This is a genomic window from Mycolicibacterium parafortuitum (genome assembly GCF_002086815.1).
Taxonomy (GTDB): domain Bacteria; phylum Actinomycetota; class Actinomycetes; order Mycobacteriales; family Mycobacteriaceae; genus Mycobacterium; species Mycobacterium parafortuitum.
Map to the genome: position 1 here is coordinate 96,254 of NZ_MVID01000015.1, position 19,197 is coordinate 115,450.

The window sequence follows — 19,197 nt, forward strand, 5'->3', positions numbered from 1 at the left end:
GCCCATGGGTCGACTGCGCGCTGTTGCATAGACTGGCTCCTCGGTCGAATTTCAACCCACCCGAAACGAGAGCTACCCGTTGTCTGCCCACCCAAACTCCGCAGTCCGGGCCGGTCGCTGGGCCGCCTCCGCAGTGGCGCTGGTGGTGATCGCCGGGTGTTCGTCCAATCCCGTCGACGCGCCGCCGCCGACGATCACACCTGCGCGCGCCGCGGACTCCCCCGCCGCGGCCGAGGCCCCGGCCGGAACCGTCCTCCCGCTGGCACAGCCGGGACAGGCCGCGGTGTTCGACGACGCGACGGCGCGCCTGGTGGTGCTGTCCTCCGGCGCGGACCGCTCGACGGTGACGCTGATCGACGCGGCGGCCGCGCCGACCTCGGTGGAGCTGGAATCCGAGGCAACCGCCGTGGCCGGCGACGGCGACGGCACGGCGTATCTGGCGACCCGGGGCGGGTACCTGCGCCTGGACATCGACACCGGTGCGGTGACACGGGTCGACGTGGACGGGCAGCAGGATGTCGAGTTCACCGCGATCACGCGCCGCGCCGACGGACGGATCGTGCTGGGCAGCGCCGACGGCGCCGTCGTCACGACCTCACCCGACGGCGGCGTCGAGGCCCGCCTGAAGATGTTCGCGCGCGTGGATGCCCTTGTCGCACAGGACGATATCGTCGTCGTTCTGGATCGCGGGCAGACGTCGGTGACGACGCTGAACCCGGACGGGACGAACTCCGAGCACGCGCTGCGCGCCGGTGACGGCGCCACCACGATGGCCACCGACGGCGCGGGCCGGGTGCTCGTCGCCGACACCCGTGGCGACGAGCTGCTGGTGTACGGGGTCCGGCCGCTGATCCTGCGGCAGCGCTACCCGGTGCCGGACGCGCCGTACGGCATCGCAGGCTCGCAGAACCCGCAAGGGCTCGCCTGGGTGGCGCAGACGGCGTCCAACACCGTGGTTGGTTACGATCTGGCGACCGGCATCCCCGTCGAAAAGGTGCGATACCCGACCGTGCAGCAACCGAACTCCCTGGCCTACGCCGACACCACCGACACCCTGTACGTGGTGTCGGGCTCCGGCGCCGGGGTGCAGGTCATCACCGGTGCCGGCGGTGCCGGATGAGTGTGGGCCGAGCCAGGATGCCTGCGGCGTGGAGCCAGGCCGTCGCCGAGGACTCCACCGAGTACGAGTGGATCCCGCTGCGCCTGCCGCCCGACGTGACCAGGGTGACCGCGTCGATCCGGCTGTCCATCGAGGCCGAGTACCGCGGCTGGGAACTCAACCGGGTCCGGCTGTACACCGACGGGTCACGACGGGTGTTACTGCGCCGCAAGAAGCGCGCGGACGGCCCCGCGGGACCCGATCAGCCGGGGTTGTGATGTACACGGCACTGCGCAAAGCCCTGTTCCTGGTCCCGCCCGAAACCGTCCACACCTGGGTGTTCGCCGGGTTGCGGGCCGCGACCGGGCCGGCCCCGCTGCGCCGCGGGCTGGCACGGCGTCTCGCACCGCACGATCCGGCGCTGGCCTCCACCGTGTTCGGGGTCCGCTTCCCGGCACCACTGGGTCTGGCCGCGGGTTTCGACAAGGACGGTCTGGGCGTACACACTTGGGGTGCACTGGGTTTCGGTTATGCCGAGGTCGGCACCGTGACCGCGCAGGCGCAGCCCGGCAATCCGGAGCCGCGGCTGTTCCGGCTGCCCGCCGACCGCGCACTGCTGAACCGGATGGGCTTCAACAACCACGGGTCGGCCGCGCTCGCGCAGCGACTCGCGCGCAGCGCAGCGGACGTGCCGATCGGCGTGAACATCGGCAAGACGAAGGTCACCGCGCCGGAGGACGCCCCGGCGGACTACGCCGAGAGCGCCCGGCTGCTCGGCTCGCTGGCCGCCTACCTGGTGGTGAACGTCAGCTCGCCGAACACCCCTGGGCTGCGGGACCTGCAGTCGGTCGAATCGCTGCGGCCCATCCTGTCCGCCGTCCTGGCCGAGACGTCGACGCCGGTGCTGGTCAAGATCGCCCCCGACCTCGCCGACCGCGACATCGACGAGATCGCCGATCTCGCAGTGGAACTCGGCCTGGCCGGGATCGTCGCGACCAACACCACGATCTCGCGCGACGGGCTGGCCACCCCCGGGGTCGCCGACCTCGGCGCTGGGGGGGTCTCGGGTCCGCCGGTCGCCCGCCGCGCACTGGAGGTGCTGCGCCGCCTGCACGCCCGCGTCGGTGACCGGCTGGTGCTGATCAGCGTCGGCGGCATCGAGACCGCCGACGACGCGTGGGAACGGATCACCGCGGGCGCGTCACTGCTGCAGGGCTACACCGGGTTCGTCTACGGCGGCGGGACGTGGGCCAAGACGATCAACGACGGCATCGCCGAACGCCTCCGCGCGCACGGGTTCTCCGGGCTGGCGGAGGCGGTCGGCTCGGCCGCGCGGTAGCGCCGCGCTACTTCTGCTCGTAGGTGCCGGTGATCAGGGCACGGGCGATCGCGTGCCCGAACAGGTTGAACCCGAGGTAGGCCGGGGTCGCGTCGGCGGGCACGTCGAGCTTCTCGACACCGACCGCGTGCACCGCGACGATGTAGCGGTGCGGGCCGTGACCGGCCGGCGGGGCGGCGCCGATGAACCGCTTCAGACCGGCGTCGTTGGCCAAAGTGACTGCGTCACCGGGGAATCCCTGTGCGCTGCCGTCACCGACACCCGCGGGCAGGTCGGTGACCGTCGCGGGCAGGTTGAACACGGCCCAGTGCCAGAAACCCGACGCCGTCGGCGCGTCGGGGTCGTAGACGGTGACGGCGAAGCTGCGGGTCTCCTCGGGGAAGCCCGACCAGCTCAACTGCGGAGAGATGTCGGAGCCGCCTGCGCCCATGATGCCGCTGACCTGATCGTTGCCCCACGGCTGCCCGTCGGTGAACGACTCGGAGGTGACGGTGAAGGTGGGCAGTTGCGGCAGGAACGAATACGGGTCGTAGTCAAACGCCATGAGGGGAAGATCCTTTCGGTTGGATTTCTACGAGTGCAGCAGGAAGTGCTCGAGCACCTGCGCGCCGAACTGCAGCGCATCGACAGGTACCCGTTCGTCGACGCCGTGGAACAGGGCGGCGAAGTCCAGATCGGGCGGCAGCCGCAGCGGGGCGAAACCGAAGCAGCGAATTCCCAAGCGGGCGAAGTGTTTTGCGTCGGTACCGCCGGAGAGCATGTACGGCACGGTGCGCGCATCCGGATCGGTGGCCAGGATCGCGCCGTTCATCGCGTCGAGCAGCGCACCCTCGAACGGAGTCTCATACGACGGCAGGTTGGTGATCCACTCCCGGGTGACGTCGGGGCCGATGATCTCGTCGACCTCGCGCTCGAACGCGGCGAGCCGGCCGGGCAGCACCCGGCAGTCGATCACGGCCTCCGCGGTGCCGGGGATCACGTTGGCCTTGTAGCCGGCCTTGAGCATCGTCGGGTTCGCGGTGTCGCGCAGCGTGGCGCCCACGATGCGCGCGATGCCGCCGAGCTTGGCGACCGTGCCGTCGAGATCGGGGGACGCGGGATCGAACGAGTAGCCCGTCTCCTCGGAGACGGCGGTGAGGAACTGTTCGACCGATTCGGTCAGCACGATCGGGAAACGGTGCCTGCCGAGCCTGGCGACGGCCTCCGACAGCACGGTGACGGCGTTGTCGTCGTGCACCATCGAGCCGTGCCCGGCGCGGCCCCGTGCGGTCAGGCGCATCCACAGCATCGCCTTCTCGGCGGTCTCGATCAGGTACAGCCGGCGTTCCCCGCCGTCGCGGCGCGGCACCGTCAGCGAGAACCCGCCGACCTCACCGACGGCCTCGGTGACGCCGTCGAACAGGTCGGGACGGTTCTCGACCAGCCATTTGCAGCCGAAGTTGCCGCCGGCCTCCTCATCGGAGACGAACGCGAACACCAGGTCGCGCGGCGGCACGATGCCCGCGCGCTTGAAGTGCCGGGCGACCGCGATGAGCATCCCGACCATGTCCTTCATGTCGACCGCGCCGCGCCCCCACACGTAGCCGTCCTCGACCGCCCCGGAGAACGGGTGCACACTCCAGTCCGACGCCTCGGCGGGCACGACGTCCAGGTGCCCGTGCAGCATCAGCGCGCCGCGGGAGCGGTCGGCGCCCTCCAGCCGCGCGAACACGTTGGCCCGCCCCGGCGCGCCGGCCTCGACGTACTCGCAGGTGTAGCCGACCTCGGAGAGTTGGTCGGCGACCCAGCGCGCGCAATCGGCCTCACCCTTGGTGGTGGCCGGCTCCCCGGTGTTGGAGGTGTCGAACCGGATGAGCGAGCTGACGAGGTGGACGACCTCGTCGCTCGGCGTGGGCTGACCACCCGTGGAACCAGTCACCGTCCCTTTGTAACACTGCACGGGTCTGCCGGTTTGGGCCCGGGGCGGCTCATCCGTTAGCCTTAGGCGCTCACATCGGGTCCGAGTGGCGGAATGGCAGACGCGCTAGCTTGAGGTGCTAGTGCCCTATTAACGGGCGTGGGGGTTCAAGTCCCCCCTCGGACACTCCAGAATGGTCGTAATGACCCAGAACTCCTCCTCGCGAGGTCACCCCGGCAGTCCCCCTCGCGAGCTCGCCCTCGACCTCTACCGGTCGGCCGCGGTGATGCTCGTCGTGATCGGTCACTGGCTGTTGTCGGTGATGACCTACCGCGACGGCGAGTTCGGCCGCGACAATCCCCTCGTCCTGATGCCGTGGACGCAGTGGCTCACCTGGGGCTTCCAGGTGGTGCCGGTGTTCTTCGCGGTCGCGGGTTACGCGAGCGCGGTGTCATGGAGCCGTCGGGACGCCGCGGCCTCACGCCAGGAATGGGTCCGCCGCCGCGTCGCCCGGGTGCTCGGTCCGACCGCCGTCTACGCCGGGTTCGTCCTCGTCGTGATGGGCGCGTTGAAGATCGGCGGCATCGACGGCGCGGTTCTCGAGCTCGGCGGCTGGGCGGTCGCGATGCACTTGTGGTTCCTGGCCGTGTACCTGATGGTCGTCGCGCTGACACCGCTCGCCGTCGCCGCCAATCGACGCTGGGGCCTCGCCGCGCCGGCCGCCCTCGCGGTATGCCTGGTCGTCGTCGACGTGGTGGGCATCGTCACGGGCTACAACGAGATCCGGATGGCGAACTACTTCTTCTGCTGGGCGGCGGTCTACCAGCTCGGGATCGCCTGGCACGGCGGCCTTCTGGGCCGGCGCCTGCTGGCCGGGATGGCAGCGGCCGCGGCGGTCGCACTCCCGCTGCTGGTGACGTGGGGGCCGTACCCGGTCGCGATGATCGGGGTGCCCGGCGATCGGGTGGAGAACTCCGCGCCGCCGTCGGCGGCACTGCTCGCGTTGGCCACGGTGCAGATCGGGGTGCTGTTCGCGATCGTGCCGCTGCTCAACCGTGCGCTCACCCGCGGGGCGTGGCCGAGGATCCTCGGCGTCGCGAACAACAACGTGATGGCGCTGTACCTGTGGCACATGATGCCGGTCATCGTCGTGACCGTGGTCGCGTATCCGGCCGGTCTGCTGCCGCAGCCACCGCTCGGTTCGGGCGCCTGGTGGCTGGCCCGCCTTGAGTGGGAACTGGTGCTGGCCGTAGTGACCGCGGCGCTGCTGTGCCTGTTGTTCTGGCAGCGCCGGTTCTTCGCGGCGGCGGCGCCGACGTTCGCCGTGCCGGTGCCCGCCGGGGTGGCCGAGGGGATGCTGTACGCCGGGACCGGGGCGTGCGCGCTGGCGCTGAGCCTGTTGTCCTCGAACGGTTTCGCACCGCACGGTGAGTTCCCGGCGGCGACGGCGGTGTTGTTCGTCGCGGGGGTCCTGCTCGTCGGGGCCCGCCCGCGGGTCAGAGCGCAGACACAGGCGTAAGCCGCCAACGTGCGCAAACTTCACGCATTGCGCGGCGTGTTGGCTGCAGACACGCACGCTCGCGGGAAATGGGGATCAGTACACGTCGCGCACGTAGCGTTTATCCGCGATCATCTCGCGCTTGTACTCCCGCGCGGTGTCGGAGCTCATCTTCGCGTGCGTGCGCAGGATCTCGGTCAGCGCGTCGTCGACGTCGCGGGCCATCCGGGTCGCGTCACCGCACACGTAGAAGTGGGCGCCGTCGTCGAGCCAGCGCCACACGTCGGCGCCGTAGTCGAGCATCTTGTGTTGCACGTAGACCCGTTTCGGCTGGTCCCGGGAGAACGCGAGGTCCAGCCGGTTCAGGAACCCGTCGTCGACCATGTCGAGCAGATCGTCGCGGTAGTAGAAGTTCTGGTCGCGGTGCCGGTCGCCGAAGAACAGCCAGTTGGGGCCGCGGTGCCCGAGTGCGCGCCGCTCCTGCAGGAACCCGCGGAACGGTGCGACGCCGGTGCCGGGTCCGACCATGATCATCGGGGTGTGGGATTCGGCGGGCGGCCGGAAGTGCGGGGAGCGCTGCACGAACACCGGGACGGGAGTGTTGGCGGGCCGGTCGGCCAGATAGGTCGACGCGACGCCGCCGCGGGCGGTGCCGTCGGCGCCGCGGTAGCGTACGACCGACATCGTCAGTTGCACCTCGTGCGGGCTGACCAGCGGGCTCGACGAGATCGAGTACTGCCGCGGCGTCAGCCGGACCAGCACCTCCTGCCACAGCTGCGGGTCCGCGCGCACCGGGACTGCACGGACCAGGTCGAGCCCGTTTCTGGTGTCCTTGCTGATGTCCCGCAGCCGCTTCACGGCGCGCGCGTCCGGGCAGTGCTCGGCGACGAAGGACACCAGGTTCGGCGTCACCTTGCAGATGTCGTAGTGCGAGGTCAGCGCCTCCCGCAGCGACATCTGCACGCCGTCGACGATCACCGCCTCCGCGCCGGGCAGACCCGTGGATTCCAGCCAATCCTGCACGGCGGCAGGCGAATTGGCCACCCAGACCCCGAGTGAGTCACCGACGCTGTAGCTGACGTCGTGGGCGCTGATGTCGAACCCGATCTGCCGGACGTCCTTGTCCGACCCGGGCGGGGTGAGCCGCACGTTGCGGCACAGCGGGACGGCCACCGGGTTCACCCGGGTGAAAACGGCAGGGGGGTCGGTGATTTCGGGACGCACGGTCCGGGTCTCGACGTCGGCGCCGATCAACTCGGCGACGGAGTCCGCCCACGCCGCCATCGGCTGCTCGTCGTAGGCCTCGCATTCGGCACGATCCAGCATCCGGGCGGCGCCCAGATCGGCGAGCCGGTCGTCCAGTGACCGGGCGTGTCCACAGAAATCGCCGTAGGACCGGTCGCCGATACCGAGCACGGTGTAGCGCACGCCGTCCAGGGCCGGGGCGTCCGGCGATCCGAGGCGGTTCCAGAAGTCGGCCCCGTTGTCCGGCGGGCCGCCGTCGCCGAACGTGCTCGTCACGAACACGACGTCACCGGCAGCGGACAGTTGGGCCAAATCGGCGTCGTCCATCGCCCGTAACCGGGCGCCGCCGAGCCGCTCCCCCAGCTTTGCGGCGAACTCCTCGGCGTTGCCGGTCTGCGAGGCCCACAGCACCAGCGGGCCGGTCGGCGCGTCCTGCGGTGATTCCCCGGTGTCCAGCCGCGAGTAGCGCCCCGGCCTGCCGTCGTCGATGAGCGCCGGCGCGCTGTCGGCCGAAACCGGGGTGAGCCGCACCGCGCACACCTTGAACTCCGGCTGCAGCGAGTCCGGGTCGACGGCGTCGTTGGTCAGCGCGTTGATCGTCAGGTTCTCGCCGTGCTCGTCGTTCCAGTGGAACGGCACCCACGTGCTGCCGGGCCGGATCCGTTCCGTGACGACCGCGGGCAGCACCGCCCTGCCCCGCCGGGTGACCAGTTCGACGTCGCGGCCGCCGGCGATCCCGAGCGCGGCGGCGTCGTCGGGGTGGATCTCGACGAACGGGCCGGGATTGAGCTTGTTGAGGGTGGCCACCCTGCCGGTCTTGGTCATGGTGTGCCACTGGTGCTGCAGCCGGCCGGTGTTGAGAATCATCGGGTAGTCCTCGTCGGGCACCTCGGCCGGCTCGAGGTGCGGGCGGGCGTGGAACACCGCGCGTCGTGACGGGGTCGCGAACGCCAGCCGTGGGATGCGGCCATCGGCGTCGGTGTGGAGGTCTTGTGACACACCGTCGTTGACGTAGCGGACCGGGTTGGCCTCGGGCGCCTCCTGCGACGGGCACGGCCACTGCACCGGCGTGTCCCGCAGCCGCTCGTAGCTGATCCCGCGCAGGTCGTAACCGGTGCGCGGATTGTGGAAGCGGCGAATCTCGTCGAAGATCTGCTCGCTGGACTTGTAGTCGAACGCGTCGCCGAACCCGAGATGACGGGCCACCCCGCAGATCAGCTCCCAGTCCGGCCGCGCGTCCCCGGCCGGCGGCAGTGACTGCTGCAGCAGGGTCAGGGTGCGGTCGGAGTTGACCATCACCGCGTCGGCCTCGGCCCACAACGTGGCGGGCAGGACGATGTCGGCGTAGCGGTTTGTGGCGGTGTCGGTGTACGCGTCCTGGGTGATCACCAGTTCGGCGGCGCGCAGCCCGGCGATGACGGTGTCCCGATTCGCCATGCTGGCAACGGGATTGGTGCAGATCACCCACGCCGCCTTGATGTCTCCGCTGCCCATGCGACGGAACATCTCGACGGTTCCCGGGCCGACGTCGGCGCGGATGGTGCCGGGTTCGAGGTCCCACTGGGTTTCGACGAACGCGCGGTCATCGGCCGAGGACACCGCGCGCTGGCCGGGCAGCCCGGGTCCCATGTAGCCCATCTCGCGTCCGCCCATCGCGTTGGGCTGCCCGGTCAGCGACATCGGGCCGCTGCCGGGGCGGCAGATCGTTCCGGTGGCCAGGTGCAGATTGCAGATCGCGTTGGTGTTCCAGGTGCCGTGGGTGCTCTGGTTCAGGCCCATGGTCCAGCAGGTCATCCAGTCTCCGGCCGCGGCGATCATGTCCGCGGCACGACGGATGTCGGCCTCGGCCAGCCCGGTGATCTCGGCGACGCGGTGCGGCGGGTAGTCGGCGAGGAACGCGGGCATCGCGTCCCAGCCCTCGGTGTGCGCGGCGATGAAATCGCGGTCTATGGCGTCGTTCTCGACGAGCAGGTGCAGGATCCCGTTGAGCAGCGCCAGATCCGTGCCGGGCCGGATCGGTAGGTACAGGTCCGCCTTGTCCGCGGTGGCGGTGCGGCGCGGGTCGACGACGATGAGTTCGGCTCCGGCCTTGAGCCGGTCGGCCATCCGCAGGTACAGGATCGGATGGCAGTCGGCCATGTTCGAGCCGATCACGAAGAACAGGTCGGTGCAGTCGAAATCGGTGTAGGAGCCGGGCGGTCCGTCGGCGCCGAGGGATTGTTTGAACCCGGTGCCCGCACTGGCCATGCACAGCCGGGAGTTGGACTCGATGTGCACGGTGCGCAGATAACCCTTGGCCAGTTTGGTGGCCAGATACTGTGCCTCGATGGACATCTGCCCCGACACGTAGAGCGCGACCGCGTCGGGGCCGTGTTCGTCGACGATCGCGCGCAACCGCGCGCCGGCCTCGGCGAGCGCCTCGTCAACGCCGACGGCGACCGGATCCGCGTCGCGGGACGGTCGCCGCAGCGCCGTGGTCAGCCGGCCGTCGGTGGCGGCCATCATCTCGGCGTGGGTGGCCCCCTTGGTGCACAGCCTGCCGAAGTTGGTCGGATGCAGCGTGTCCCCGGACACCCGGGCGATCACGGGTGCACCCGTCGCGGGGTCGGTGCGGGTCTCCACGGAGATCCCGCACCCGACCCCGCAGTAGGAACAGGCGGTTCGGGTCACGCGCTACCCGACGGGGACCGGCGCCGACGTGCGGCCGATGTGCTCGCCACTGTGCACCCGGTGCTCCTGCAGCCGCAGGAACACGAACCAGGTCACGAACGCGCACACCACGTAGAAGACCAGGAACACCCAGAACGCGTTGGTGGCCGACTTCGCGTCGCTGACGTAGGACGCGCGCAGCACCACGTTGATGAACACGCCGCCGAGCGCGCCGACCGCGCCGGCGAAGCCGATCAAGGCTCCCGACATCGCGCGCGACCAGGCCGCCTTCTCGTCCTTGCTCAGGTCGTCCCGGCCCTGGGCCTTGGCCTCGAAGATCGACGGGATCATCTTGTAGGTGGACCCGTTGCCAAGCCCGGACAGGATGAACAGCAGGATGAACCCGGCGACGTAGCCGATCATCTGGGCTCCCGTCGGCGCTCCAGTAGCTCCGTCGTCCATCACGCCCGTCGCGACGAGGATGCCCGCGGCGAACATCATCGCCACGAACACGTACAGGGTGATCTTGCCGCCTCCGACGCGGTCGGCGAGCTTGCCGCCGTACGGGCGCGAGATCGAGCCGAGAAGCGGTCCCAGAAACGCGATCTGGGCCGCGTGCAGCGATGCCTGAGCGGGGGTGTCGCCACCGGCGAGGTAGTTGATCTGAAGCACCTGACCGAACGCGAACGAGAACCCGATGAACGAGCCGAAGGTCCCGATGTACAGGAAGCTCATCACCCAGGAGTGCTTGAATTTCATGGCCTCCACCAGCGCGCGGAAGTTCGACTTCTGGTTGCGCAGGTTGTCCATGAACAGCGCGGCACCGACGGCGGCGGCGCTGATCGCGACAAGGTAGATGGCGCAGACGATTTCGGGCCGGGCATTCCCGACGGTGGCGATGACCAGCAGACCGATCAGCTGGATGACGGGCACCCCGATGTTGCCGCCGCCGGCGTTGAGTCCCAGCGCCCAGCCTTTGAGCCGTTGCGGGTAGAACGCGTTGATGTTGGTCATCGACGACGCGAAGTTGCCGCCGCCCAGCCCGGCGAACGCGGCGATCACCATGTAGGTGGTGTAGGACGCCGGGTTCTTCATGTAGTACAGCGTCAGCAGCGTCGGGATGAGCAGCAGCAGTGCGCTGACGATCGTCCAGTTGCGGCCGCCGAACTTCGCCGGGGCGATGGTGTACGGGATCCGGACGAACGCGCCGACCAGGGTGGGGACGGCGACCAGGTAGAACTTGCCCGCCGCGTCGATGCCGTAGACGTCCTGCGGCATGAACAGCACCATGACCGACCAGATCGACCACACCGAGAAGCCGACGTGCTCGGCGACGACCGACCAGATCAGGTTGCGTTTCGCAATGTTCTTGCCACCCGACTCCCAGGCCTCGACGTCTTCGGGGTCCCAGGTTTCGATATCGCGCGTTCGTTTCGCCATGCGCCCAGTGAAAGCCGAGGTCATTCCCGGTCCGTTGCACGTCGGTGACCGCCGAGAAAACTCGTTCTCACATCCGGGTCGGGCTCACGGTGAGGCGCTGGCGTTGTGAACCACGGGATCCACGGGGAATAGGCGACAGCCACCTGCGGTTGCGTGACGCATCATGTAAATGCGGACTGGGGAGCACGTCATGCGATACGCCATCATCGGAGCAGGCAACATCGGGACGGCACTCGCCGGCCATTTCGTCCGCAGCGGCATCGACGTGGGCCTGGCCGCGTCCCGTGGTGTCGAGGCGCTGCGCGGCACCGCCGACGCCCTCGGCCCCCACGTGACCGCCGTCGAGGTCGCCGAGGCACTCGAGGCGGACGTCGTCATCCTCGCGGTGCCGTTCGGCAGTGTCCGCGAGCTCGTCGGCCGCGTCGCCGACTGGCAGGACAGGATCGTCGTCGACGCGACCAACGCGATCGACTTCGCCACCTTCGGTCCGGCGGACCTGGGCGGGCGGGCATCCTCGGACCTGGTCGGACAGTGGGCTGTCGGGGCCCGCGTGGTGAAGGCGTTCGGACATACGTGGGCCAAGATCCTCGCGCACGAACCCGGCGACGGCCGCGGTGGCCGGCGGGTGCTCTTCGTCTCTGGGAACCACTCGGGCGCCAATTCCGAGATCGCGCAACTGATCTCGCAGTTCGGTTTCGAGCCGGTGGATCTCGGCCGCAACGCCGAAGGCGGGCTGCTGCAGCAGTTCGGTGGACCATTGACCACCAAGAGCTTTGTGTCGCAGGCGATCACCGGATCGAACCCGGCCGAGATGGACCTCGCTACCGCGTGAGGTCGTCGGCGCGCTGCGCCAGGATCGCGCTGCCCAGCCAACGGCGCAGAAACCGCCGCAGCTCCTCGGGTGACCGCGACGGGTCGTTGGGCGCGACGAAGAACGACAGCATGGTCCGCAGCGTGAACTCGACGAGGTCACGGAGCGCGGCGTCGTCGTAGCCGAAACCCGCCCAGTCCACGTCGAAGCGCGTGATCATCCGCATGCCGAAGTCCTGCGCCAGCGCCGACGCGACGTGCCTCGGTCCGGCCGCCGCATTCGGCGCCGACAGCACGATCCCCAGATGGGGCGTCGTCGCAACGGCCTCAAGGGTGAACAGGAAGCCTTCGGTCATCGCGTCGGCGGGGTCGTGGATTCCGCGCACGTGCACGGCGAGGCGGTCGAGGAAGCCGTCCACCGAGGCGATCGCGGCGGCACGCATCAGCTCATCGGCGGTCGGGAAGTAGCGGTAGACGGTCTGGCGGATCACCCCGAGGGACTCCGCGACGTCGGCGATCGTGATGGCCGCTCCGGTCTCGGCGATCAGCTCGACGGCGGCGGCGACGATACGCTGCGCGGCCTCGTCGTCGGTGGCGGGCGGATCACCGCCCCAACCTCGGCGTTTGCGTGCCATCGTGCTGCCGACGGTAGCACAGGGATTGACTCGCACCCGGGCGTCCAGTAATCATACAGAGCGGCCCGCATTTGTATGATTACCAGTGAGCGAGGACGTCCGCGATGACCGATCTGATCGTGCGCAAACTGCGCTTCGCGTTCGCGAGCCGGCCGGTGCCGTTCGTGTGGAACGAGCCCAACCCGGCGTTCTCGGCGATGGCGAACGCGGTGTCGTTCCTGGCCGTCGGCTTCGAGAAGATGATCGGCGCGATGATCCCCGAGGTGATGCCGCACATCACCGATCCGGCGGTCCGCGAGGAGGCCGACGCGTTCGTCCGGCAGGAGGGCCAGCACTCGATGGCCCACCGCCAGCACGTGAAGGGACTGATCAAGGAGTACCCCGGGCTCAAGGACACGCTGGACAAGGTCATCGACGCCTACGACGAGATGACCGCGAACACCTCGTGGAGGTACCGGCTGGCCTACACCGCCGACCTGGAGGCGACGTTCACCCCGGTGTTCAAGCTGATGCTCGACCACGACGACACGTTGTTCGCCCCCGGCGACGACCGGGTCGCGTCACTGTTCCTGTGGCACTTCGTCGAAGAGGTCGAGCACCGCAGCTCGGCGCTGATCATCTACGACGCCGTGGTCGACGACCCGTGGTACCGGATGCGGATGGCGCCGTCGATCTTCAAGCACGTGATGGACATCATCCGGCTGGTGTCGGAGGACTTCAACACCCATGTGCCGTTGGAGGCGCGCAAGGTCGACGCGATGTCGACGTTCCGGATCCACCGGCGCAAGAAGGCTCTGCTGCAACGGCTTCCGTTCGTCGACGCACCCTATGACGGACCGTTCGCGAATGCGTTCAGTCATCTGCCGCTGCGCGAACAGGTAGTGGCGCTGGGCGGAGTGGTGCGCAGCCAGATCCCGGGCCACAACCCCGCCCACGAGAAACTGCCCGCGCTCGCGCAGGTGTGGTTCGACCGCTACGACGCCGGTTACGACGTGACCCGGTGGTACACCGCCGAGGAGAACGAGACTGCCCATGTCTGACCTGTGCACGCCGACCTTCGCCGATCTCGCTGCACGCCTCGGGTTCTCGTGTGAGACCGCAGGTGGGCTCGTCGAGTTCCGCAACCCGTTCGCCCTGGAGAACCTGACGTTGCCGGTGCTGGAGCTCACCGTGATCGTCGGCGCGGTGCTCGCGCTGTGGTACGCCGTGGTGCGGCTGCGCCGGTACAACGATCCGACGAACATCGTGCTGTGGTTCGGCGCGATCGCCTATCTGCTGATCATCGAACCGCCGCTGTACTTCCCGGGCGCGTTCGGCATCGCCGACTACGTCGACACGATGTTCGCCCACAACGTGTTCACGGTCGAGTTCCTGTGGGGCAGGCTGCCTCTCTACATCGTCGCGATCTACCCGATGATGGCGACGGTCGCGTTCGAGATCGTGCGCGGCCTCGGTGTCTTCCGCCGCTACGGCACGCTGGTCGGCGGGATCTGCGTCGGGTTCGTGCACCACGCTTTCTACGAGATCTTCGACCACCTCGGCCCGCAGTTGCGGTGGTGGGAGTGGACGCTGGACCATCCGTTCGCCCAGCCGTTCTTCGACTCGGTGCCGCTGCCCAGCGTCGTGGTGTTCGCCACCCTATGGCCGATGTCGCTGGCGCTGTGCGTGCAGTTCTTCGTCGGGCGCCACGTCGACGCGGGCCGCACGTTCACCGGAGGCCAGATCGTGTGGCGCACCGTGGTGGTCGGGCTACTGGCCTCGATCGGCACCGCGATCCTGCCGCTGCCCGCGACGGCGGCAGCGGGCATCTCGGGCAGCACCACGGTGGGCGGCGTCGTGTATGCCCTTGAGCTGGTGGTGATCACCGTCGTCGCGATCCCGGTGCTGGTCAAGCAGTGGCGCTCACCGCAGGACAAGCCGGCCCACAGCAGGCTGATCCTCGGCTACGCGGCGGCGTATCTGGCCGTGATGGCGGTGCTGTGGCTGACGGCGCTGCCGAACTGGTTCGGCGCGACCGACGGTGTCACCGCGGCAGGCGATCCGATCGGCAGCCTCTGGTACACGGTGGTGTGCTTCGCGATCGCGGGCCTGAGCCTCGCGGCGGTGCTCACCTCGGGTCAGCCGGTGAACCGGGAGAAGAACTCGACGAGCGTCTCGGAGAACAACGTCGGATCCTGACCGTGCATGGAGTGCGCCATCATCGGGAACGACTTGTACGTGATCGACTGACCGCCGCTCTTGGCCAGCTGGGTGACGCGACCGGCCTGGAGGTCCGAGCATGCGCCGATGAGACCGCCCGATCCTTCGTCGATCATCCGGAAGTGGTGGGTGTAGAGCACCGGCACCTTGACCTGGCTGAGCATCACGTCGTGTGGGCAGCTGGCCATGAAAGTCCCTGTGATGAACGCCTTTCCCCACTCGGGGTCGTATTCGCGCAGGTTCTGCGCGGGTTCGGCGGTGCCGACGACCAGCGCGACGTGGGCCTGCCAGTCGGCGAGTTCGTGCGGGACGGCGGCGACGAAGCCGTCCCAGTCCCCCACGCTCCACTGGTCTCCGAGGTAGCGCGCCCACATCCCGAACAGCGGCCCGATGCTGGCGGTGATCGCGGGCCCGACCACCGGTGAAATCTCCGAGCTGAAGAACGGCGGGTCCTCCCAACAGGCCGCGATGACCTGGCCCGGCTTCGCGAAGGCGGACAGCCACGCACTGGCCAGCCCACCCGAGGACAGCCCGCTGACGAACGCGGGCCTGCCGACCACGCCGTCGAGGAAGCGGACCAGGTCGTTGCCGACGTTGTCGAGGGTGTAGCGGTGCGGGGTGCGCGTCGAGCGGCCCTGCCCGCGCAGATCCACGGCGTGCACGTGGAAGTGCCGCGCCAGCAGTGGCATCGCCTCCTCGTAGCCCCACCACGATTCGGACTGACCGGGGATCAGTAGCAGCGGCGGCTTCGAGTCGTCGCCGGCCACCGCATAGTTCAGCCGCACCTCGCCGGTGTCGAAGACGTGCTCCGGGTAGGTGTGCCCGACATAGGTGGCCTCTGGCGCGTGCGGGCCGAAGGCTCCTGCGTACCGTCCCATGCCCTTCAGGCTGTCACATACGGATCAGTCGGCGGCAGGCTTGACCGCGAGCACCGGTTTCGGGCATTCCAGGATGACCTTCTGCGCGACGCTGCCCAGCAGCAGCTTGCCGACCGGGTTGCGGTGCCGGATGCCGACCACGAGCAGTTCCGCACCGGAGCTGTCCACCGCGGCGAGCAGTTCGTCGGCCGGGTCCACCCCGATCGGCTGGCGCAGTTCGTAGGCGACGCCGCAGTCGGCCAGCCGGGTTTCGACGTCCTGCACCTCGGTCGCACCGGCGAACCGCGCGTCGACGTAGGACTCCCCCGACGTCGCGTTGACGACCAGCAGGCCGGCGCCGCGCAACCGGGCCTCGGAGATGCCGTGCTCGAGGGCGGCGTGCCCGAACGGGTCCGCGGTGTACCCGACGACGATGGTTGTACCGCTCATGTGTGCGAGGCCTTCTCTCGTTGATCCCGGTCGTCTTCGACCACCAGCAGCGTCTCCTCGCTACGGTGCATCAGCCGCAGCACCAGCGGGGCGAGCAACAGCAGCGCCATCAGCACGTAGGTGACGATCGCGACCGGCTCGGTGAACAGGCTCCCCCATTCGCCGCCGCCGAGCTGCAGACTCTGCCGTAGCTGCCGCTCGATGCGCGGCCCCAGGATCACCCCGATGATCAACGGCAGCACCGGAAGTCCGAACCGGCGCATCATCAAGCCCATCAGCCCGAAGATCAGCAGCAGCGCCAGATCCAGCGGCTGCAGGTTGACCGCGAACGCCCCCAGCGTGGCGAAGAACAGGATGCCCGCGTACAGGTACGGCCGCGGGGTGCGCAACAGCTTCGCCCACAGCGGCGCCAGCGGCAGGTTCAGGGCGAGCAGCATCAGATTGCCGATGAACAGGCTCGCGATCAGCGTCCAGATCAGCAACGGCTCCTTGTCGAACAACGTCGGCCCGGGCTGGATTCCGTACGACACGAACGCGGTCAGCATCACCGCCGCGGTCGCGTTGGTGGGCAGGCCGAGTGACAGCATCGGCACCAGAGTGCCTGCCGCAGAGGCATTGTTGGCGGCCTCCGGACCGGCGACACCCTCGATGGCGCCCTTACCGAACTCCTCGGGATGCTTGGAGAGCTTCTTCTCGGTGATGTAACTCAGGAACGTCGGCAGCTCGGCGCCTCCGGCGGGCAGCGCCCCGAACGGGAACCCGAACGCGGTGCCGCGCAGCCACGGCTTCCAGGACCGCCTCCAGTCGCTGCGGCCCATCCACGGCCGTCCGACCGGGATGACGTCGGCGGGGCGGCGCCGCAGATGCGCGGCCACCCAGAGCGCCTCACCGACCGCGAACACGGCCACCGCGATGACGACGATGTCGATGCCATCGCTCAACAGCGGGATACCGAAGGTGGCGCGGGGCTGGCCGGTCAACGAGTCGATCCCGACGATGCCGATCGCCAGCCCGAGCAGCAGCGAGATCAGGCCCCGCATCTTCGACGAGCCGAGCACGGCGGTGACGGCGACGAGCGCGAACAGCATGATCGCCAGGTAGGACGGGGCGCCGAGCGTGACGGCGAAGCGGGACACCGCCGGCGCGAACGCGGCCAGCAGCGCGGTGCCGATGGCGCCGGCGACGAATGATCCGATCGCCGCGGTGGCCAGCGCCTGGGCCGCCCGTCCCGCTTTGGCCATCTTGTTGCCCTCGATGGCGGTGATCACCGACGAGGATTCGCCCGGGGTGTTGAGCAGGATCGAGGTGGTGGACCCGCCGTACATGCCGCCGTAGAAGATGCCGGCGAACATGATGAACGCGGCGCTGGGGCTGACGTTGTAGGTGACCGGGAGCAGCAGTGCGACGGTCATCGCGGGGCCGATGCCGGGCAGCACGCCGACCGCGGTGCCCAGCAGCACGCCGATCGCGGCGTACAGCAGGTTCATCGGGGTGGCGGCCTCGCCGAACCCCTGTAACAACCAGTCGAAGTTCTCCATCTACAGAATCCCATCCAGAATGCCTGCGGGCAGCGGGATTCCGAGCCCGGAGTAGAAGCCGTAGAAGCTGGCGACGGCCAGGACCGCACCGATGACGAGATTGCGCACGTAGTGTCTGCTGCCCAGGATCGTGGCGCAGCCGGCGAAGAACAATCCGCCCGCTATCGCCCACCCGAGCGGCACGACGAGCACGATCAGCATCACGAACATGCCGACGAGCAGCCCGACCGTGCGCCAGTCACTGGGCATGTCGGGGTCGATGTCCTCCCCGGCGTCGGCCTCGCCGCGGAAGCCCCGCGGGATCGCGATCGCCAGCACCACCGCCATCACCAGCAGCCCCACCCCGATCAGGATCGGGAACAGCCGTGGCCCAACGGGATCCACTTTGGCGAAGCCGTCGGCGATCCGCAGCGCATCGACGATCAGGAATGCGCCGACGGCGACCATCACCACACAGATGATGTACTGCGCGTAATCGGGGCGCGAGGTGGTCTCGCTCTGTTCAACGTTCACAGCAGCCCCAGATCGCTCAGCGTGGTCTCGACGCGCTGATCCTGCTCACGCAGGAACGCCTCGAATGGTTCCCCGGTCATGAACGCATCGCTCCAACCGTTCTTCACCAGCGCCTCCTTCCAGGCATCGGTGGCATGCAGTTCTTCGAGGACCCTGACCAGCGTGGCCCGGTCCTCATCCGAAATCCCCGGCGGTGCAAGCACTCCCCGCCAGTTGGTGAACGTCAGGTCGATGCCGGCCTCGGTCAGGGTGGGGGCGTCGATTCCCTCGACCCGCTCCTGACCGGACACCGCCAGTACCCGGACCTGCCCGGATTCGATCTGGTCGACGTACTCGCCGAGCCCCGAGGTCCCGGCGGCGATCTTGTTGCCCAGCAGGGCTGTCAGCAGATCACCGCCGCCGTCGTAGGACACGAAGTTGACCTTGGTGGGGTCGAGCCCGGCGGCCTTGGCGGTCTCCATCGGGAAGAGGTGGTCGGGGCCGCCGGGGCTGGAACCGCCGCCGATCGTCACCTTGGCCGGGTCGGCCTTCCAGGCGTCGATGAAATCCCGCACCGTGCGAAACGGTGAGTCGCCGGGAACGAGGATGCCCTCCTGCTCCTCGACGATCTTGGCGATTGCGGTCGCGTCGGAGGCGCGGTCCCGAGACCCGTTGGTGTAGGTGGCACCGACGACGCCCAGGCCCATCATCATCATCAGGTCGCCGTTGCCGTGCTCGTTCATCAGACGCGCCATCGCCACCGTGCCGCCGGCGCCGATCACGTTGAACACCTCGACGCGTCCGGTGATCTTGTCGTCTTCCATGATCTTCACCGCGGTCCGCGCCGTGAGGTCGTACCCGCCACCGGGGCTGTTGGGCACCATCATCCGCAGACGGTGCAGACCCGTCTGCTCACCGCGGGTCACCCCGCAAGCCGAGACCAACAGTGCGGCGATGACGGCGAGGACCGCGACGGCGCGGGCCGTTGGTCGCCAGGTTGCGAACATGTCGTCCCCAATCACTTGTGATGCTCAGCAATACTGGACCCC

The 19,197-nt window shown here is 68.9% G+C and carries 17 protein-coding genes and 1 tRNA gene; 8 read left to right on the plus strand and 10 right to left on the minus strand.

What is annotated here, in order from left to right; genetic code table 11:
* Window positions 1-79: 79 nt before the first annotated feature.
* Genes BST38_RS16925 through BST38_RS16935 form a run of 3 tightly spaced genes read left to right on the plus strand, consistent with a single transcriptional unit; the run spans window position 80 to window position 2,438 of the window.
* On the plus strand, window positions 80-1,120 hold the full coding sequence (locus BST38_RS16925) for an SMP-30/gluconolactonase/LRE family protein (protein ID WP_083144504.1): 1,041 nt from the start codon (window positions 80-82) through the stop codon (window positions 1,118-1,120).
* Window positions 1,117-1,377 carry a DUF5703 family protein gene (locus BST38_RS16930; RefSeq protein WP_083144505.1) on the plus strand — a complete coding sequence of 87 codons (261 nt, stop codon included), beginning with the start codon at window positions 1,117-1,119 and terminating at the stop codon, window positions 1,375-1,377. The genes BST38_RS16925 and BST38_RS16930 overlap by 4 nt, the downstream gene beginning before the upstream one ends.
* Window positions 1,377-2,438, plus strand: a complete 1,062-nt coding sequence (locus BST38_RS16935) for a quinone-dependent dihydroorotate dehydrogenase (protein WP_083144506.1) — start codon at window positions 1,377-1,379, stop codon at window positions 2,436-2,438. The genes BST38_RS16930 and BST38_RS16935 overlap by 1 nt, the downstream gene beginning before the upstream one ends.
* A 7-nt stretch (window positions 2,439-2,445) precedes the next feature.
* On the opposite strand, the gene BST38_RS16940 is transcribed toward BST38_RS16935, so the two are convergent.
* Complete coding sequence (locus BST38_RS16940; protein ID WP_083144507.1) at window positions 2,446-2,982, minus strand: YbhB/YbcL family Raf kinase inhibitor-like protein; 537 nt, start codon at window positions 2,980-2,982, stop codon at window positions 2,446-2,448.
* Between the two features lie 27 nt (window positions 2,983-3,009).
* Window positions 3,010-4,356, minus strand: coding sequence for a M20/M25/M40 family metallo-hydrolase (locus BST38_RS16945; protein WP_083144508.1), 1,347 nt, complete (start codon window positions 4,354-4,356; stop codon window positions 3,010-3,012).
* 79 nt (window positions 4,357-4,435) lie between these two features.
* Between BST38_RS16945 and BST38_RS16950 the strand changes: the two genes are divergently transcribed.
* Window positions 4,436-4,521, plus strand: a tRNA-Leu gene (locus BST38_RS16950).
* 16 nt (window positions 4,522-4,537) lie between these two features.
* Window positions 4,538-5,854 carry an acyltransferase family protein gene (locus tag BST38_RS16955; RefSeq protein WP_083144509.1) on the plus strand — a complete coding sequence of 439 codons (1,317 nt, stop codon included), beginning with the start codon at window positions 4,538-4,540 and terminating at the stop codon, window positions 5,852-5,854.
* 75 nt (window positions 5,855-5,929) lie between these two features.
* On the opposite strand, the gene BST38_RS16960 is transcribed toward BST38_RS16955, so the two are convergent.
* Both BST38_RS16960 and BST38_RS16965 read right to left on the minus strand, forming a co-directional pair.
* Complete coding sequence (locus BST38_RS16960) at window positions 5,930-9,748, minus strand: bifunctional nitrate reductase/sulfite reductase flavoprotein subunit alpha (protein WP_083144510.1); 3,819 nt, start codon at window positions 9,746-9,748, stop codon at window positions 5,930-5,932.
* A gap of 3 nt (window positions 9,749-9,751) precedes the next feature.
* Window positions 9,752-11,191 carry a nitrate/nitrite transporter gene (locus BST38_RS16965; protein ID WP_083144511.1) on the minus strand — a complete coding sequence of 480 codons (1,440 nt, stop codon included), beginning with the start codon at window positions 11,189-11,191 and terminating at the stop codon, window positions 9,752-9,754.
* A 166-nt stretch (window positions 11,192-11,357) separates the two neighbouring features.
* On the opposite strand from BST38_RS16965, the gene BST38_RS16970 reads away from it, so the two are divergent.
* Window positions 11,358-11,999 (plus strand): NADPH-dependent F420 reductase, encoded by a 642-nt coding sequence (locus BST38_RS16970; RefSeq protein ID WP_083144512.1) that lies wholly within the window; start codon window positions 11,358-11,360, stop codon window positions 11,997-11,999.
* Here the strand turns inward: BST38_RS16970 and BST38_RS16975 are convergent.
* Window positions 11,989-12,612 (minus strand): TetR/AcrR family transcriptional regulator, encoded by a 624-nt coding sequence (locus BST38_RS16975; protein ID WP_083144513.1) that lies wholly within the window; start codon window positions 12,610-12,612, stop codon window positions 11,989-11,991. The genes BST38_RS16970 and BST38_RS16975 overlap by 11 nt on opposite strands.
* 104 nt (window positions 12,613-12,716) lie before the next feature.
* On the opposite strand from BST38_RS16975, the gene BST38_RS16980 reads away from it, so the two are divergent.
* On the plus strand, window positions 12,717-13,652 hold the full coding sequence (locus BST38_RS16980) for a metal-dependent hydrolase (protein WP_083144514.1): 936 nt from the start codon (window positions 12,717-12,719) through the stop codon (window positions 13,650-13,652).
* Window positions 13,645-14,790, plus strand: a complete 1,146-nt coding sequence (locus BST38_RS16985; RefSeq protein ID WP_083144515.1) for a hypothetical protein — start codon at window positions 13,645-13,647, stop codon at window positions 14,788-14,790. The genes BST38_RS16980 and BST38_RS16985 overlap by 8 nt, the downstream gene beginning before the upstream one ends.
* Here BST38_RS16985 and BST38_RS16990 read toward each other — a convergent pair.
* From BST38_RS16990 to BST38_RS17010, 5 genes are read right to left on the minus strand one after another with little or no spacing between them, the layout of a single operon-like run.
* Window positions 14,730-15,689, minus strand: a complete 960-nt coding sequence (locus tag BST38_RS16990; RefSeq protein ID WP_083144516.1) for an alpha/beta fold hydrolase — start codon at window positions 15,687-15,689, stop codon at window positions 14,730-14,732. The two genes, BST38_RS16985 and BST38_RS16990, sit on opposite strands and share 61 nt — an antisense overlap.
* Window positions 15,690-15,713: 24 nt before the next feature.
* Window positions 15,714-16,118 carry a universal stress protein gene (locus tag BST38_RS16995; RefSeq protein WP_083144517.1) on the minus strand — a complete coding sequence of 135 codons (405 nt, stop codon included), beginning with the start codon at window positions 16,116-16,118 and terminating at the stop codon, window positions 15,714-15,716.
* Window positions 16,115-17,656, minus strand: coding sequence for a tripartite tricarboxylate transporter permease (locus BST38_RS17000; protein WP_083144518.1), 1,542 nt, complete (start codon window positions 17,654-17,656; stop codon window positions 16,115-16,117). The genes BST38_RS16995 and BST38_RS17000 overlap by 4 nt, the downstream gene beginning before the upstream one ends.
* Complete coding sequence (locus BST38_RS17005) at window positions 17,657-18,169, minus strand: tripartite tricarboxylate transporter TctB family protein (RefSeq protein ID WP_336385745.1); 513 nt, start codon at window positions 18,167-18,169, stop codon at window positions 17,657-17,659.
* A complete protein-coding gene (locus tag BST38_RS17010; protein ID WP_083144519.1) occupies window positions 18,166-19,155 on the minus strand; it encodes a Bug family tripartite tricarboxylate transporter substrate binding protein in 990 nt (329 codons plus the stop codon). Before BST38_RS17010 ends, BST38_RS17005 begins: the two co-directional genes overlap by 4 nt.
* Between the last annotated feature and the right edge of the window lie 42 nt (window positions 19,156-19,197).

What these genes read in the sequence shown, in the direction of transcription:
- BST38_RS16970 (WP_083144512.1), top strand. Translation starts at nt 11,358, where the DNA reads ATGCGATACGCCATCATCGGAGCAGGCAACATCGGGACGGCACTCGCC.
- BST38_RS16940 (WP_083144507.1), bottom strand. Translation starts at nt 2,982, where the DNA reads ATGGCGTTTGACTACGACCCGTATTCGTTCCTGCCGCAACTGCCCACC.
- BST38_RS16965 (WP_083144511.1), bottom strand. Translation starts at nt 11,191, where the DNA reads ATGACCTCGGCTTTCACTGGGCGCATGGCGAAACGAACGCGCGATATC.
- BST38_RS16985 (WP_083144515.1), top strand. Translation starts at nt 13,645, where the DNA reads ATGTCTGACCTGTGCACGCCGACCTTCGCCGATCTCGCTGCACGCCTC.
- BST38_RS16990 (WP_083144516.1), bottom strand. Translation starts at nt 15,689, where the DNA reads ATGGGACGGTACGCAGGAGCCTTCGGCCCGCACGCGCCAGAGGCCACC.
- BST38_RS16935 (WP_083144506.1), top strand. Translation starts at nt 1,377, where the DNA reads ATGTACACGGCACTGCGCAAAGCCCTGTTCCTGGTCCCGCCCGAAACC.
- BST38_RS16955 (WP_083144509.1), top strand. Translation starts at nt 4,538, where the DNA reads ATGACCCAGAACTCCTCCTCGCGAGGTCACCCCGGCAGTCCCCCTCGC.
- BST38_RS17010 (WP_083144519.1), bottom strand. Translation starts at nt 19,155, where the DNA reads ATGTTCGCAACCTGGCGACCAACGGCCCGCGCCGTCGCGGTCCTCGCC.
- BST38_RS16980 (WP_083144514.1), top strand. Translation starts at nt 12,717, where the DNA reads ATGACCGATCTGATCGTGCGCAAACTGCGCTTCGCGTTCGCGAGCCGG.
- BST38_RS16975 (WP_083144513.1), bottom strand. Translation starts at nt 12,612, where the DNA reads ATGGCACGCAAACGCCGAGGTTGGGGCGGTGATCCGCCCGCCACCGAC.
- BST38_RS17000 (WP_083144518.1), bottom strand. Translation starts at nt 17,656, where the DNA reads ATGGAGAACTTCGACTGGTTGTTACAGGGGTTCGGCGAGGCCGCCACC.
- BST38_RS16995 (WP_083144517.1), bottom strand. Translation starts at nt 16,118, where the DNA reads ATGAGCGGTACAACCATCGTCGTCGGGTACACCGCGGACCCGTTCGGG.
- BST38_RS16930 (WP_083144505.1), top strand. Translation starts at nt 1,117, where the DNA reads ATGAGTGTGGGCCGAGCCAGGATGCCTGCGGCGTGGAGCCAGGCCGTC.